This window comes from Streptomyces sp. NPDC004788 (genome assembly GCF_053601115.1).
In genome coordinates, this window is the sequence record NZ_JBSGBF010000034.1 from 18,832 (window position 1) to 33,377 (window position 14,546).

Here is a 14,546-nt window from a genome sequence, read left to right on the forward strand (position 1 = left end):
AGGCGGCCCCTTACCGCGGTGCGGGCAGGTCCATCAGCTCCGCGATCACGTCCTGGTGCCGGCCGGCCGAACCCAGCGCCGTCTGGTCCGACTTGGCCCGCTTGAGCGCCAGGTGCGCCGGGTGCTCCCAGGTCATCCCGATGCCGCCGTGCAGCTGCACGCACTCCTCGGCGGCGTGCACGGCGACCTTGGAGCAGTACGCCTGGGCGACGGCCACGGTCAGTTCGGCGTCGTCGGCACCGGTCGCGAGCGCGTCGGCGGCGGCACGGGCCGCGGCCCTGGCGCCGACGAGTTCCAGCCACAGCTGGGCCATCCGGTGCTTGAGGGCCTGGAAGGAACCGATCGGGCGGTTGAACTGGTGGCGCTCCTTCGTGTGCCGGACGGTCTCCTCCAGACACCACTCGGCGATCCCGAGCTGCTCGGAGGCGAGCAGTCCGGCGCCCGCGAGCAGCCCGCGCCGCACGGCCGCCCGGGCGGAGTCCGCGTCGGCGAGCCGGGTGCCCCCGGCGCCGCGGGCGTCGACGACGGCGAGCGGCCGGGTGAGGTCCAGCGGGACCTGCGGGGTGATCCGCGCCTCCGCCGCCGGGACGGCGTACAGGCCGTCGGCGCGCGGCACGAGGAGGACGTCGGCGGCGGCCGCGTCCGCGACGGCGGGCACGGGCCCGTCGGTCACCGGGTCGGCGCCCGGCGCGGTGGAGAGCGGCACGGCGAGGACGGCGACGGTGGCGCCGCTCGCGAGCGCGCGGAGCAGGTCGACGGCGGGCCCGGACCCGTCGCCGAGGGCGAGCAGGGTCTCGGTGGCCACGACGGCGCTGGTGAGGTACGGGGCAGGGGTCACCGCCCGGCCCAGCTCCTCCAGGACCACGGCGGCCTCGCGGTGGCTCGCGCCCTGACCGCCCAGCTTCTCGGGAACGAGCAGCCCGGCGGCGCCGATGCCGCCCGCGAGGGCGTCCCACAGACCGGGCAGGTACGGGCTCGGCTGCTCGATGCGGCCGAGCACCTGCTGCGCGTCGGCCCGGTCGGCGAGCAGCGAGCGGACGGCGGCGCGCAGGTCGTCCTCCGCCTCGGAGTAGAGCAGATCCAACGGGGCGGAGGCCGGTCGGATCGTCTCGGGCGTCTCGGGCGTCTCGGGCGTCTCGGGCGTCTCGGTCATCGGGCGAGGTCCTTCCAGGCGACGTCCTTGTCGTTGCGCGGCTCCGGGGGCAGGCCGAGGACCCGCTCGGCCACGATGTTGAGCAGCACCTCGGTCGTGCCGCCCTCGATCGAGTTGCCCTTGGCGCGCAGATAGCGGTAGCCGGCGTCACGGCCGGTGAAGTCGACCAGGTCGGGCCGGACCATCGCCCACTCCCCGTACAGCAGGCCCTCGTCGCCGAGGAGTTCGACCTCCAGGGCGCTGATGGCCTGGTTGAGCCGGGCGAAGCCGAGCTTCATGGCGCTGCCCTCGGGTCCGGGCTGGCCGGCGACGAGCTGCTGGCGCAGCCGTTCACCGGTGAGCCGGGCGACCTCGGCGTCGACCCACAGGTCGAGCAGCCGGCGGTGCAGGTCGTGGGTGCGCAGTTCGGGACGGGCGCGCCAGGTGCCGGCGGCCTTGCCGATCATGCCGCCCTCGCGCGGGATGCGGGCGCCGCCGATGGAGACGCGCTCGTTCATGAGGGTGGTCTGGGCGACCCGCCAGCCGTCACCGACGTCGCCGAGGCGGTGGGCGTCGGGGATGCGGACGTCGGTGAGGAAGACCTCGTTGAACTCGGCCTCGCCGGTGATCTGGCGCAGCGGCCGGACCTCGACGCCCGGGTCGGTCATGTCGCAGACGAAGTACGTGATGCCGCGGTGCTTGGGCAGCTCGGGATCGGTGCGGGCGATGAGGATGGCCCAGCGGGCCACATGGGCGCTGGAGGTCCACACCTTCTGCCCGTTGACCACCCACTCGTCGCCGTCGCGCACGGCGCGGGTGCCGAGGGCGGCCAGGTCGGAGCCGGCGCCGGGCTCGCTGAAGAGCTGGCACCACACCTCCTCGCCGACCCACAGCGGCTTCAGGAAGCGCTCCTTGACCTCGTCGGAGCCGTACGCGAGGAGGGTCGGGGCGGCCATGCCGAGGCCGATGCCGATCCGGCGGGGGTCGTTGTCGGGGGCGCCGGCGGCGGCGAGTTCGGCGTCGACGACGGCCTGCAGGGCGCGCGGCGCGTCGAGCCCGCCGAGGCCGGCCGGGTAGTGCACCCAGGCGAGTCCGGCGTCGAAGCGGGCACGCAGGAAGTCGGTGCGGTCGGTGCCGGCCGGCGGGTGCTCGGCGAGCAACCGGCGGGTGCGCTCAAGGAGTTCGGCGGCGTCGGGGCGGTGTGCCGTCATGCGCGGGTTCCTTCCGGGAGGACGACGAGCCGGCCGGTGGTGCGGCCCTCGGCGAGCCGCTGCACCGCGTCGGCGGCGGCCGCGAAGGGGACGCGCTCGCTCACGTACGGCTTGATCAGGCCCTTGGCGGCGAGTGCGGTGAGGGTCTCGTGACAGCGCAGTACGGCGGCCGGGTCCTTGAGGTTGTAGAGGCCCCAGTGGAGGCCCACGATCGAGTAGTTCTTCACGAGGGCGTGGTTGAGGGCGGGGGCGGGGATGGTGCCGCTGGCGAAGCCGACGACCACGATCCGGCCCTCGAAGGCGACGAGCTTGGCGGACTGCTGGTAGGCGGCGCCGCCCACCGGGTCGTAGACCACGTCGGCGCCGCGGCCGCCGGTGGCCTCCTTGACGGCGGCGACGACGTCCTCGGCGTGCCGGTCGACGACCGTGTCGCAGCCGAGTTCGCGGGCGACGGCGGCCTTGTCCGCGCCGCCGACGACACCGATGACGGTGGCGCCGGCCGCCTTGCCGAGCTGGACGGCGGCGCTGCCGACCCCGCCCGCGGCGGCGTGCACGAGCAGCGTCTCGCCCTCCTTCAGGGCGGCCCTGCGGTGCAGGCCGAACCAGCCGGTCTGGTAGCCGATGTGGAGGGCGGCGGCCTCGGCGTCGTCGAGCGCCTCGGGGGCGGGAAGCAGCGCCGCCTCGTCGGCGACGGCGTACTCGGCGAGGCCGCCGTACGGGAGTGCCGGGGTGGCGATGACCCGGCGCCCGTCCTCGGTCTCGGCGCAGATCTCGACGCCGGGCGTGAAGGGCAGCGGGGGCCGCACCTGGTACTGCCCGCGGCAGAGCAGCGCGTCGGGGAAGTTGAGGCCGGTGGCGCGGACCTTCAGGAGCACCTGGCCGGGACCGGGCACGGGCCGGTCGGTGTCGTCGCGCTGCATCACCTCGCCGGGCTCGCCGTTCTCGTGCACTCGCCATGCCTGCATGCGGACGCCTCCAGCTGCCTTCGTGATCCGTTCCGTACCGCACGGTCGGTACCGCGGCGGTGAGCGCATACTAAGCGGTCGCTTGGCTTAACGGAACCAGGCGCTCAGGACTTCTTGGGACTCCGGGAGTCCTCGGACCCTTGGGCGCTCCGGCGGCTCTTGGGGCGCGCCCGTACGTGCATGCGCTCGCCCTGCGGTCCGAACAGGCTCAGGAACTCCACCCGCCGCTCCCCCGCCGGCCCGAACCAGTGCGGGACGCGGGTGTCGAACTCGGCCGCCTCACCGGGCCCGAGCACCACGTCGTGCTCGCCGAGGACGAGCCGAAGCCGCCCGGAGAGCACGTACAGCCACTCGTACCCCTCGTGCACCCGGGGATCGGGCACCTCGGCACCCGGCTCCTGGACCATCTTGTACGCCTGGAGGCCGCCGGGCTGGCGGGTGAGCGGGTACAGGGTGCGGCCGTCCCGGACGATCGGCTTCGCCCTCACCCGCGGATCGCCCACCGGCGGCGCGCCCACCAGCTCGTCGAGCGGGACCTGGTGGGCCCGGGCGATGGGCAGCAGCAGCTCCAGGCTGGGCTTGCGCTGCCCGGACTCCAGACGGGAGAGGGTGCTCACCGAGATGCCGGTGGAGGCGGAGAGCTCGGCCAGGGTCGCGCCGCGCTCACGGCGGATCCGGCGGAGCCGGGGGCCGACCTCGCTGAGCACGTCGTCGAGGCGGTCGTCACGGGCTTCGCGGTCTTCTTCAGTCACCTTCCCCATTTGCGGAAACGGCAACTTCGTTTGTCAACCGTGCCGGCCCGGAGCAGCGGCGGACTGGGCCGCGCGGATGAAAGCCGGGCGCCGGGGCTGCGCGGGGCGCGCGCGAGGGTGAGGATCGGCCATGGTGGCCGGAACCTGGCCATCCGCCGTCACGACACGGCCTCCCCGCACGACCTTCACCCCGGAAGGACGGGACACACTCCATGCTCGGTACGGACTTCACCAAGGGCTCGCCCGACTGGCTGGACCTCGGCAGCCCCGACATCAACGCCGCCGCCGAGTTCTACGGCCGCGTCTTCGGCTGGGACTTCGCCACGGCCGGCCCCGACGCGGGCGGCTACGGCTTCTTCCAGCAGGACGGCAAGACGGTCGCCGCGCTCGGGCCGCTCGGCGAGGGCGCGAGCAGCGCCTGGACCGTCTACTTCCAGACCCCGGACGCCGAGGCGACCGCCCGGGCGACGGAGCAGGGCGGCGGCACGGTACGGATGGCGGCCATGGACGTGATGGACGCCGGGCGGATGGCGGCGCTGACCGACCCGGCCGGTGCCGAGTTCGCCGTCTGGCAGCCCGGCACGGTGCAGGGCCTGGAGCGCACCTCCTCGCCCAACACCCTGCTCTGGGCCGAGCTGCACGTGCCGGACCCGGAGGCCGCGCTCGGCTTCTACCAGGGGCTGTTCGGCTGGCGCTGGGAGGAGATGGAGGCGCCCGGGATGACGTACCGGGTGATCTCGACGGCCGAGGGCGACCTGAAGGACGCCTCGTTCGGCGGCGCGGCTCCGCTGCAGCCGGGCGCGGACAAGTCGCGCTGGATCCCGTACTTCATGGTGGAGGACGCGGACGCGACCTCGGCGTCGGTGCAGGAGAGCGGCGGCTCGGTCCTGATGGCCCCGGCGGACGTGCCGCAGGTCGGCCGCATCGGCTGGTTCGCGGACCCGTTCGGCGCCCCCTTCGCGGTCCTGACGCCCTCCCCCGACATGTGAGCCGACGACGAGGGCAGCGGGGAGGTGTGCCGCGGCGCACCTCCCCGCTGCCCTTGTCGTCCGGTCCCGGCGGTCACTCGCCCCCGCGTGCCAGCCTGACGCCGAAGCCGATACCGCAGAACCGATACCGCTGCTCGCGACGACCGGGACCCGCTTCGCGACAGGTCCGAGACACCCCCTAGCCCCGGGGGAACACCTCGAAGGCCACCGCCGGGCGGTCGCCGAAGCGGGCGGCGGCGCGCGAGGTGGACTGGGTGACGAAGTCGCGGACGTACTCCTCCGGGGACTGGTCGGTGAGGGCCTCGATGTAGGCGCGGTGGGCGAGCAGGGAGCGGACGGCGCGGTCGAGTCCGGGGCGGGCGTCGACGGCGTGGGTCGGGGTGGTGGAGCCGGCGACGGCGACCCAGCGGACGCCGTTCCAGGGTTCGAGGCCCTGCTCGACGAGCTCGGGGAAGATCCAGCGGTTGCCCGCGTCCGCCGCGGCGTCGAGGGTGGCACGGCCGACGGCGCGGTGGTCGGGGGTGTTCCAGAAGCCGCCGGGGCCGGGGCCCCAGGTGTCGCGGTGGTTGAGGGTGATGACGAGTTCGGGCCGGTGGCGGCGGATCGCGGCGGCGATGTCGCGGCGCAGCCCGAGCCCGTACTCGATCATGCCGTCCTCGTGGTCGAGGAACTCCACGGTCGTCACGCCCACCACGGCCGCGCTGTCCTGCTGCTCGCGCTCACGCACCGGGCCGCAGACCGCCGGGGCGAGGGAGTCGATGCCCGCCTCGCCGCGGGTGGCGAGGACGTAGCCGACCTCCTTGCCCGCGTCCGTCCAGCCCGCGACGGCGGCGGCGCAGCCGTACTCCAGATCGTCGGGGTGGGCGACGACGGCGAGGGCGCGCTGCCAGTCGCCGGGCATCTCTTCGAGTTGCGTGTCGTTCATGCGCGCAGGATACGGGGCGGGGCCCAACCTCCCCGCGCCGCAGTCCCGTTCGGCGCGACCGGGTTCAGCGCGCGCCGGCGAGGATCACCGAGCGGGTGAGGTTGCGGGGGCGGTCGGGGTTGAGTCCGCGGCGGCCGGCGAGGGCGACCGCGAGGCGCTGGGCGCGGACGAGCGCGGCGACCGGGTCGACGGCGTCGGCGACGAACTGGGCGCCGGTGGCGTTGACCTCGTCGCTGAGACCGGGCGGCACGGGGCCGAAGCACCACACCAGGCTGCCGGGGTCGCTGATGCTGATGGGCCCGTGCCGGTACTCCATCGCCGGGTACGACTCGGTCCAGGCGCGGGCCGCCTCGCGGAGCTTGAGCGCGGCCTCGTCGGCGAGGCCGACGGTCCAGCCGGTGCCGAGGAAGGTGAACTGGCCCTGCCGCGCCCAGGCGGCGGGCAGCGGCTCGTACAGGGCGAGTTCGGCGTCCACGATCGCCGGGCCGAGGTCCACGCCGAGCGCGGCACGCAGGAGCTGGAGCGCGGTCGTGGCGAACCGGGTCTGGACGACGGAGCGTTCGTCGGCGAAGGACAGGTCGAGGACGGTGTCGGCGTGGTGCCCGGCCGGGCTGTCCGGGACGCCGGTGAGGACGAGGGTCGGGATCCGGCCCGAGGCCCGGGCGAGCAGCTCGGCGACCTCGGTGGTGGTGCCGGAGCGGGAGAGCGCGACGATCCGGTCGTAGCCGCGGCCGAGCGGGGTCGGGTCGGAGGCCGGGAAGGCGTCGGTCTCGCCGCCGCCCAGGGACTCGCGCAGGGCCGCGTAGGCGCGGGCGATGAAGTACGAGGTGCCGCAGCCGACGACGGCGATCCGCTCGCCCGTACGGGGCAGCAGCCCGTCCCGCTCGACGGCCAGTTCGGCGGCGCGCCGCCAGCAGTCGGGCTGGCTGGCGATCTCGGTGTCGACGTGGGTGGTCATGTCCGTCCTCTCTCGGCGCGGTGAGCCGTCCCCCGGTCGCGCGGGGGGCTCGGACGGATTTCTATCCCGCGCGGAGGAAGCGGACCATGAGCAATCAGTGAGCACCGCTTGGACTTTTGTGCGCGCCGCGCCCCCGGCCGCCGGTCCGATGGCCGCGCCGCGGGAGGCGCGGACCACGAGGCGGGGCCGCAGCCGCACCTGGTGCGTCTCGGCGGCGAGGCCCGCTCGCACCTCTCCCCGTACGGGGAGGTCAGACCTCGTCGCGCACGAGTGCGAGCAGCCGGTCCAGGACCCGCGGCCCGCCGGCCCGTACGCCGTCGTGCTCGAACTCGTCCGTGACCCAGGTGCGCAGCCCCCGGATCGCCCGCGCGGTCTGAAGCGAGTGGGCGGTGTCCACGTACATGTCGTCGTGGTAGACGGCGGCGGCGACCGGCACCTCGTTGGCGGCGAGCCGCGCCGGGTCGTAGAGCGGGGTCCAGTCGGTGCGCGCCGCGAGGTGCTCGGCGGTCTCGCGCAGCGGACGCAGGGCCGGGTCGGTGGCGAAGTGCCAGGGGTGGACGGTCTCGCCGGTGAGGAGGACCGGCCCGGCGCCGTCGAGCGCCTTCGCCGCGTCGAACTCGGGGAACTCGGCCCGTACCCGCTCGGCCGCCCAGTCGGTGGGGCCGTGGCCGCGGGTGGCGCCCTGGGCGTAGATGGCCTCGTGGAGGACGGCGTAGAGCGGGTGCCCGGCGTAGGAGAGCTCGGCGCGGACGCCTTCGAGGAAGGCGTCGGAGAGGGCGGGTCCGGCCGGCGTGGGGACGAAGGCGTCCTCCAGGAGCAGATGGAGCTGGTGGGTGCCGGAGCCGGAGCCGAGGAGGATGCCGAGCGACTGGAACGCCTCGGGGGTGAGCCGGCCGCCGCCGGGCAGGGTGACCTCGTGCTCGTGGAGGTGGGCGGCGATCCGCCGGACCCGCTCGACGTCGTCGGGGTAGCGGGCGTAGTGGGCCGCGTTCTTGCGCTGGACGCGGGGGTAGGCGGCCCGGTACACCTCGTCGGCGCTCGCGTGGAGCGAGGGCAGGCCGCCGGTGACGAGGACGGCGGCGAGGCCCTCGGGGGCGGTGGAGAGGTAGTTCGTGGCGCAGAAGCCGCCGAAGCTCTGGCCGAGGACGGTCCAGGGGGCGCCGCCGGTCAGCTCGCGGCGGACCAGCTCACAGTCCTTGACGATGGAGTCGGCGCGGAAGTGGCCCAGGTAGGCGGCCTGTTCGCGCGGGGTGCCGCGCAGCGGCAGGGTCTGCCGGTTGGCGGGCGTGGAGCGGCCGGTGCCGCGCTGGTCGAGGAGGAGGACCCGGAACTCGCGGACGGCCCGGCCGAGCCATGCCTGGGGCCCGACGAAGCGGCGGGCGCCGAAGCCGGGGCCGCCCTCCAGGTACAGCAGCCACGGCAGGCCTGCCCGGTGCGCCGCCTTCTCGGCCGCGACGACCTCGCGCCCGTACAGCTCGATGGTCTCGCCGTCGGGGCGCGCGTGGTCGAGGGGAACGGTGAAGCGGTGGTCCGTGAGGACGAGCCCGGGCTGACGGTAGGTGGACACGCTCGACTCGCCGGACTCACTGGACACGCTGGACACGCTGACTGCTCCTGTTCGTGACGCCCCCGCCGGGACAGTGGATCACATGGCGGGGGCGCAGGGGCGCGCGGGGGCGCGCCGGGGCTCAGCGCTGCATGATCGCCAGGACGTTCTGCGCCGGGTCGGTGAACCAGGCGATGGCCTCCGGGCCCTGAGGATCCCGGACGATGCCCTTGTCGTCGGCCTCGAAGCCGGGGTAGCGCTGGAACTCGACGCCCTTCGCGGACAGTGCGTCGACGGCCGCGTCGATGTCGTCGACCTGGAAGTTGAGGATGGTGAAGCTGGCCGGGGTGTGCTCGTCGCCCTTCGGGTAGACGAAGATCCTCGCCCCGCCGGCGAGGGTGAGGAAAAGGACCTGCATGTCGTGGTCCGACTCCTCCGTCACCTGGAGGCCCAGGGTCCCGCCGTAGAAGAGGCGGGCGGAGTCGATGTCGTCGACCGAGAAGCTGCTGAATGCGGTGGTGCTGCCGAACACGCGCGGTTCTCCCTTCGCTGGAACGTCCGCTGTTGTCCGCTGACGTCCTCTCAGGGCACACCACGCTCCGCGCACCCGGCCGCGCCCGCCACGCGGACACGGCCGGATGGTCGTGCGCCTGTCACCCGGGGGTGAAGGGCGCGCCGGTGCTCAGGGAGCGATCGGGAGGCGGCGCTTGTGGTCGGTCATCCGGTAGCGGCGCACGATCGACGCGAAGGCGTCCTCGCCGACCGGCTTGCCCTCCAGGAAGTCGTCGATCTGGTCGTACGTCACGCCGAGCGCGTCCTCGTCGGGCTTGCCCGGGTCGAGGGTCTCCAGGTCGGCGGTCGGCGTCTTCCACACCAGCTCGGTGGGGGCGCCCAGCTCGGCGGCGACGGCGCGGACCCGGCGCTTGGTGAGGCCGGTGAGCGGGACGAGGTCGGCGGCGCCGTCGCCGTACTTGGTGAAGAAGCCGGAGACGGCCTCGGCGGCGTGGTCGGTGCCGACGACGAGGCCGTCGTGGGCGCCGGCGACCGCGTACTGGGCGATCATCCGCTGCCGGGCCTTGATGTTGCCGTGCACGAAGTCCTGGTGGTGGGCGTCGCGGAAGGTGACGCCGGCGGCGCGGGCGGCGTCGAGTGCGGCGTCGCTCGCGGGCTTCACATCCACGGTGAGGACGTGGTCGGCCTGGATGAAGCCGAGCGCGAGCTGGGCGTCGTGCTCGTCGGCCTGCACGCCGTAGGGCAGCCGCATCGCGTAGAAGGTGGCGTCGTGGCCGAGGGCGCGGGCCCGCTCGACGGCGAGCTGGCAGAGCCGGCCGGCGGTGGTGGAGTCGACGCCGCCGCTGATGCCGAGGACCAGGCTGCGCAGGCCGCTGCCGGTGAGGCGCTCGGTGAGGAAGGCGACCCGGCGCTCGATCTCCTCGCGCGGGTCGAAGGTCTCGGAGACCTCCAGCTCCCGGGCGATCTGCTGCTGCAGGGCGGTGGTCTCCGCGTCGGTCACGCATGCTCCTCGGTCGTGCGGTGCTTGGGCCCTCGGGTACGGCGGGCCACCGTCGACTCTATCCGGCCGGACCGGCGGTCCGGCCCTCAGGTGAGGCAGAGCACCTCGACCCGCTGGACCAGGTTGTTGCCGAAGCCGCCGCGGTTCCAGGGGGCGGTGAGCGGCTGGGCGTGGCCGGCGGCGTCGGTGGCGCGGACGGTGAGGACGTACGGGCCGGGGCGCGCGGTCCAGGTGGTGTGCCAGGCGGCCCAGGCCCAGGGGCCGGCCGGGTCGGCGGTGACCTCGGCGTCGGTCCAGCTCCGCTCGCCGTCGGCGCTGAGCTCGACCCGGGTCACCGGGGCGTGACCGGACCAGGCCCGGCCGGTGAGCGGGACGGGGCCGGGGCGGACGACGCGGGTGCGGGACATGAAGTCGGGGAAGCCGGGCGGGATCATCAGGGCGCGGGGCGCGATGACGTCGACGGGCTCGCCGGGGTCGTCCGGGCGCTGCCGGTAGCGGTAGGCGACGGTCTGCTGGAAGCCGGTGAAGGGGGTGTCGGTGACGGTGATGTCGCGCAGCCACTTCACCGACGCCATGCCGTACCAGCCGGGCACGACCAGCCGCAGCGGCCGGCCGTGCTGGGGCGGCAGCGGGGCGCCGTTCATGGCGTACGCGACCAGCACGCCCCGCGCCGGGTCGGCGGCCACGTCCAGCGGCAGGCTGCGCCGGTAGTCCTGTTCGACGCCGCGTTCGACCCCGTGGTCGGCGCCGGTGAACACCGCCTCGACGGCGCCGTCCCCGACGCCCGCCTCGGCGAGCAGTTCGGCCAGCGGGACACCGGTCCAGTCGGCGGTGCCGACGGCCTCGACGAGCCAGGGCTGGCTCACCGGGCGGGGGTCGAGCCGGGCCCGGCCGTTGCCCGCGCACTCCAGGGTGACCCGGTGGGTCACGGCCGGCCGCGCGCGGAGCGCGGCCGCGTCGAGGCTGAGCGGCCGCTCCACCCGCCCGCCGACGCTCAGCCGCCAGCCGTCGGCCTCGGCGGGGTCGACGCAGGGGATGTCGTAGTGGACCAGGACGTAGTGCAGACCGGGCGGTGTGGTGTCGTAGCGCAGCGCTTCCAGGGGCAGCCCGTGGTTACGGGCGGCGAGCGCCAGCTCGGCGGTGCTGACGCCCTCACCGGCCCCGGCGAGGCGCCCGGGGGCGCTGACGTCGCCGAGTCCGGGAGTGCCGTCCATGTCTTCATGGTGCGCCGCGCGGGGCGTGGCGGCATCCGGCGGAGCCGGAGCGCACGGCCGCCGAGCCGTCGGCGGCGGTGCGGCTTCGGTCGGGCCGGCCGCTCAGTGGGCCGTGACCTCGATCGAGTGCCAGCCCGTCGCACCGTCCGGCATCGTGTCGGCGCGTTGCTCGGTCTGGACGGTGCCGGTGCCGTCGGTGGCCCGGACGGTGAGGGTGTGCTTGCCGGGGGTGGGGTGCCAGCGGTAGACCCACTGGCGCCAGGTGTCGCGGCTGTCCTCGGCGCCGAGTTCGGCGTCCTGCCAGGGGCCGTCGTCGATCCGTACCTGTACCCGGGAGATCCCCCGGTGCTGGGCCCAGGCGACGCCGGCGACGGCGACCGGGGCGGGGCCGGCGGTGACCTTGGAGAAGGCCTTCGGGGTGTCGATGCGGGACTCGGTCTTGACCGGGGCCTGCGCGGCCCAGCCGCGCGGCACCCAGTAGGCGTCGTAGGCGGCGAAGGTGGTGAGCTCGATGGAGGTGATCCACTTGCAGGCGGAGACGTAGCCGTACAGGCCGGGGACGACCATGCGGACGGGGAAGCCGTGCGCGAAGGGCAGCGGTTCGCCGTTCATGCCGAAGGCGAGCAGGGCGTCCCGGCCGTCCATGACCGTCTCGACGGGGCTGCCGATCGTCATGCCGTCGGCGGAGCGGGCGACGATCTGGTCGGCCGGGCCGCCTTGGGACGGCGGGCGGACCCCGCATTCGCGCAGCAGGTCGGCGAGGCGCACGCCGAGCCAGCGGGCGTTGCCGACGAGGGAGCCGCCGACCTCGTTGGAGACGCAGGCGAGGGTGACGTCACGTTCGACGACCTCGCGGCGCATCAGCTCGGGCAGGGTGAAGACGCGTTCGCGGGGCACGCCCGTGCCGTGGACGCGCAGCCGCCAGCTCGTGGCGTCGAGGCGCGGGACGACGAGGGCGGTGTCGACCCGGTAGAAGTCGCCGTTGGGGGTGACGAAGGGGCTGATGCCGTCGACGGGGAGCTGCGCGCCGCGCGGTACGGCGGGTGCGGGTGACGCGGGCCGGGGCAGCCGCAGCGCGTCACGGGACGCGCCCGCGTTCTCCGAGCGGGTGGCGCCCACGCCGCGGGCCAGGAAGAGGGTTCCGGTGGCGCCGGCCACGACGCCGGCGCCGGCGAGCAGGAAGCCGCGCCGGTCCGGGGCCGTGGCGGCGGGGCGCGGGACGGTGAGCCGCCGGGTGAGCACGTACAGGACGGCGGCGCAGGCGGCCGCGCCGGCGAGCGAGGGCAGCGCGTCGGCGGCGGACGTGGAGTCGGGGCGGGTCACGGCGGCGAGGAGGCCGACCACGCCGAGGGCGGCCACCACGAGGGCGGCGGCGGGCATGCTGCGCAGGGCGAGCAGGCCGATGAGGGCGGCGAGCACGGCGAGCAGCACCATGATGCCGGCCTCCAGGACCGTCTTGTCGTTCTCGCCGAAGGTGCGGATGGCCCATTCCTTGACGCCGGTGGGGCTGCGGTCGACGACCCAGTCGCCGACGGCGGCGATCGGCCCGGCCTCGGGCCGGACGAGGTCGGCGACGAGCGCGGCGACGGCGAGCCCGGCGTATCCGGCGGCGAGGCCGCCGAGCGCGGCGAGCAGTCGGTCCGCGAGGGTGCGGCGCGGGGCGGGCGCGGGGTGCGCGGGAGGGGTGGGGCGGGCCGGGGGCGTGGCGGTCATGTGCCTGATTCTCGACGGCGGAGGTGGTGGAGCCGGGCATTGTGCTCAGGTGCGGTCGCCGTCGCCCGCCGGCGGGTGTTCGCCCGGTGCCGCCAGTTCCTGCACGGCCTCCACGCCGACGACCGCGCCCGTCGACTTGCGGCCGCGCCGCAGCCGGCCTTCCAGCCAGGAGGCGAAGCTGGTGAGGGCGAAGTTGAGGATGATGAAGACGACGGCGACGACGGTGAAGGAGGCGATGGTGTTGGCGCCGTAGTTGGCGCTCATCGGGCGCACGGAGGCGAGGAGTTCGGAGAAGCCGAGCATCGCGCCGCCGAGTGCGGTGTCCTTGACGATGACGACGAGCTGGCTGACGAGCGCGGGCAGCATCGCGGTCACGGACTGCGGCAGCAGCACGTACGTCATGGTCTGGCCCTTGCGCATGCCGATGGCCTTGGCCGCGTCGGTCTGCCCGGCCGGCAGGGCGAGGATGCCGGCCCGGACCACCTCGGCGAGGACCGACGAGTTGTAGAGGACGAGGCCGGTGACGACGGCGTACAGCGGCCGGTTGTCCGGGCTGACGTCGGTGAACTGGGCGTACGCGGCATTGGCGAACAGCATCAGGATGAGGACCGGGATGGCGCGGAAGAACTCCACGATCACGCCCGCCACCCACCGCACCCAGCCGTGGTCGGAGAGCCGGGCGATGCCGAAGAGGGCGCCGAGCGGCAGGGCGAGGGCCATGGAGAGGGCGGCCGCGATGACCGTGTTCTTCAGGGCGGGCAGGAGGAAGGTGGTCCAGGTCTGCGAGTCGGTGAAGAACGGCGACCACTTGGCCCAGTCGAGCTGGTTCTTGTCGGCGAGGCTCGCCACCACCCACCAGACGACGGCGGCGAGGGCGACCAGGAAGACCAGGGTGAACAGGAGGTTGCGGCGCCGGGCGCTCGGCCCGGGCACGTCGTAGAGGACGGTGGCCCCGTGCTTCATCGTTTCACCGCGACCTTCTTGGCGACCCAGCCGAGGATGAGCCCCGTCGGCAGCGTCAGACAGATGAACCCGAACGCGAAGATGACGGAGATGAGGATGATCTGGGCCTCGTTCTCGATCATCTCCCGCATCAGCAGGGCGGCTTCGGCGACGCCGATGGCGGCGGCGACGGTGGTGTTCTTGGTGAGCGCGATGAGGACGTTGGTGAGCGGGCCGACGACGGACCGGAACGCCTGGGGCAGCACGATCAGCCGCAGGGTCTGGGTGAAGTTCAGGCCGATCGCGCGGGCGGCCTCGACCTGCCCGAGGGGCACGGTGTTGATGCCGGAGCGCAGCGCCTCGCAGACGAACGCCGACGTGTAGGCGATGAGTCCGAGGACGGCGAGCCGGAAGTTGATGACGTCGAAGTCCGTGGCGCCGAGGCTGACGCCGAGGGTCTGGAAGAGGCCGAGCGAGGTGAAGACGATGATGACGGTGAGCGGGATGTTGCGGACGATGTTGATGTACGCGGTGCCGAAGCCCCGCATGAGGGGGACGGGGCTGACGCGCATGGCGGCCAGCAGCGTCCCCCACACCAGGGAGCCGATCGCTGAGTAGAAGGTCAGCCGGATCGTGGTCCAGAAGGCTCCCAGCAGGTCGTAGCCTTGGAGGAAGTCGAACACGAC

At 74.2% G+C, this 14,546-nt stretch carries 14 protein-coding genes; 1 reads left to right on the plus strand and 13 read right to left on the minus strand.

Going from position 1 to position 14,546, the window contains the following annotated elements; translation table 11 throughout:
- Window positions 1-10 precede the first annotated feature (10 nt).
- From ACWEJX_RS17260 to ACWEJX_RS17275, 4 genes are all read right to left on the minus strand, one after another.
- Complete coding sequence (locus tag ACWEJX_RS17260) at window positions 11-1,153, minus strand: acyl-CoA dehydrogenase family protein (protein ID WP_451608269.1); 1,143 nt, start codon at window positions 1,151-1,153, stop codon at window positions 11-13.
- Window positions 1,150-2,343 (minus strand): acyl-CoA dehydrogenase family protein, encoded by a 1,194-nt coding sequence (locus tag ACWEJX_RS17265; RefSeq protein ID WP_451608270.1) that lies wholly within the window; start codon window positions 2,341-2,343, stop codon window positions 1,150-1,152. The genes ACWEJX_RS17260 and ACWEJX_RS17265 overlap by 4 nt, the downstream gene beginning before the upstream one ends.
- Window positions 2,340-3,308, minus strand: coding sequence for an NADPH:quinone oxidoreductase family protein (locus tag ACWEJX_RS17270; protein ID WP_451608271.1), 969 nt, complete (start codon window positions 3,306-3,308; stop codon window positions 2,340-2,342). Before ACWEJX_RS17270 ends, ACWEJX_RS17265 begins: the two co-directional genes overlap by 4 nt.
- A 104-nt stretch (window positions 3,309-3,412) precedes the next feature.
- Window positions 3,413-4,060 (minus strand): helix-turn-helix domain-containing protein, encoded by a 648-nt coding sequence (locus tag ACWEJX_RS17275; protein WP_451608272.1) that lies wholly within the window; start codon window positions 4,058-4,060, stop codon window positions 3,413-3,415.
- Between the two features lie 212 nt (window positions 4,061-4,272).
- Between ACWEJX_RS17275 and ACWEJX_RS17280 the strand changes: the two genes are divergently transcribed.
- On the plus strand, window positions 4,273-5,049 hold the full coding sequence (locus ACWEJX_RS17280) for a VOC family protein (RefSeq protein ID WP_451608273.1): 777 nt from the start codon (window positions 4,273-4,275) through the stop codon (window positions 5,047-5,049).
- 178 nt (window positions 5,050-5,227) lie between these two features.
- On the opposite strand, the gene ACWEJX_RS17285 is transcribed toward ACWEJX_RS17280, so the two are convergent.
- The 9 genes from ACWEJX_RS17285 to ACWEJX_RS17325 form a co-directional block, all read right to left on the minus strand.
- Window positions 5,228-5,974 carry a PIG-L deacetylase family protein gene (locus tag ACWEJX_RS17285; protein ID WP_451608274.1) on the minus strand — a complete coding sequence of 249 codons (747 nt, stop codon included), beginning with the start codon at window positions 5,972-5,974 and terminating at the stop codon, window positions 5,228-5,230.
- Window positions 5,975-6,038: 64 nt separating this feature from the next.
- The gene (locus ACWEJX_RS17290; protein WP_451608275.1) at window positions 6,039-6,932 is read right to left on the minus strand and encodes an SIS domain-containing protein; all 894 of its coding nucleotides are present in this window, start codon (window positions 6,930-6,932) and stop codon (window positions 6,039-6,041) included.
- A 250-nt stretch (window positions 6,933-7,182) separates the two neighbouring features.
- Window positions 7,183-8,499 carry an alpha/beta fold hydrolase gene (locus ACWEJX_RS17295; RefSeq protein WP_451608318.1) on the minus strand — a complete coding sequence of 439 codons (1,317 nt, stop codon included), beginning with the start codon at window positions 8,497-8,499 and terminating at the stop codon, window positions 7,183-7,185.
- 121 nt (window positions 8,500-8,620) lie between these two features.
- Window positions 8,621-9,010, minus strand: a complete 390-nt coding sequence (locus ACWEJX_RS17300; protein WP_451608276.1) for a VOC family protein — start codon at window positions 9,008-9,010, stop codon at window positions 8,621-8,623.
- Window positions 9,011-9,160: 150 nt separating this feature from the next.
- Window positions 9,161-9,991 (minus strand): ammonia-dependent NAD(+) synthetase, encoded by an 831-nt coding sequence (gene nadE, locus ACWEJX_RS17305; RefSeq protein WP_451608277.1) that lies wholly within the window; start codon window positions 9,989-9,991, stop codon window positions 9,161-9,163.
- A gap of 86 nt (window positions 9,992-10,077) precedes the next feature.
- Window positions 10,078-11,205, minus strand: a complete 1,128-nt coding sequence (locus ACWEJX_RS17310) for a sulfite oxidase (RefSeq protein ID WP_451608278.1) — start codon at window positions 11,203-11,205, stop codon at window positions 10,078-10,080.
- Window positions 11,206-11,307: 102 nt separating this feature from the next.
- Window positions 11,308-12,918, minus strand: a complete 1,611-nt coding sequence (locus ACWEJX_RS17315) for a molybdopterin-dependent oxidoreductase (protein ID WP_451608279.1) — start codon at window positions 12,916-12,918, stop codon at window positions 11,308-11,310.
- Between the two features lie 45 nt (window positions 12,919-12,963).
- Window positions 12,964-13,881: an amino acid ABC transporter permease gene (locus ACWEJX_RS17320; protein ID WP_451608280.1), complete on the minus strand. Its 918-nt coding sequence runs from the start codon at window positions 13,879-13,881 to the stop codon at window positions 12,964-12,966.
- A complete protein-coding gene (locus ACWEJX_RS17325; RefSeq protein WP_403790368.1) occupies window positions 13,878-14,543 on the minus strand; it encodes an amino acid ABC transporter permease in 666 nt (221 codons plus the stop codon). Before ACWEJX_RS17325 ends, ACWEJX_RS17320 begins: the two co-directional genes overlap by 4 nt.
- Window positions 14,544-14,546: the final 3 nt, after the last annotated feature.

What these genes read in the sequence shown, in the direction of transcription:
- ACWEJX_RS17260 (WP_451608269.1), bottom strand. Translation starts at nt 1,153, where the DNA reads ATGACCGAGACGCCCGAGACGCCCGAGACGCCCGAGACGCCCGAGACG.
- ACWEJX_RS17265 (WP_451608270.1), bottom strand. Translation starts at nt 2,343, where the DNA reads ATGACGGCACACCGCCCCGACGCCGCCGAACTCCTTGAGCGCACCCGC.
- ACWEJX_RS17270 (WP_451608271.1), bottom strand. Translation starts at nt 3,308, where the DNA reads ATGCAGGCATGGCGAGTGCACGAGAACGGCGAGCCCGGCGAGGTGATG.
- ACWEJX_RS17280 (WP_451608273.1), top strand. Translation starts at nt 4,273, where the DNA reads ATGCTCGGTACGGACTTCACCAAGGGCTCGCCCGACTGGCTGGACCTC.
- ACWEJX_RS17285 (WP_451608274.1), bottom strand. Translation starts at nt 5,974, where the DNA reads ATGAACGACACGCAACTCGAAGAGATGCCCGGCGACTGGCAGCGCGCC.
- ACWEJX_RS17290 (WP_451608275.1), bottom strand. Translation starts at nt 6,932, where the DNA reads ATGACCACCCACGTCGACACCGAGATCGCCAGCCAGCCCGACTGCTGG.
- ACWEJX_RS17310 (WP_451608278.1), bottom strand. Translation starts at nt 11,205, where the DNA reads ATGGACGGCACTCCCGGACTCGGCGACGTCAGCGCCCCCGGGCGCCTC.
- ACWEJX_RS17315 (WP_451608279.1), bottom strand. Translation starts at nt 12,918, where the DNA reads ATGACCGCCACGCCCCCGGCCCGCCCCACCCCTCCCGCGCACCCCGCG.
- ACWEJX_RS17320 (WP_451608280.1), bottom strand. Translation starts at nt 13,881, where the DNA reads ATGAAGCACGGGGCCACCGTCCTCTACGACGTGCCCGGGCCGAGCGCC.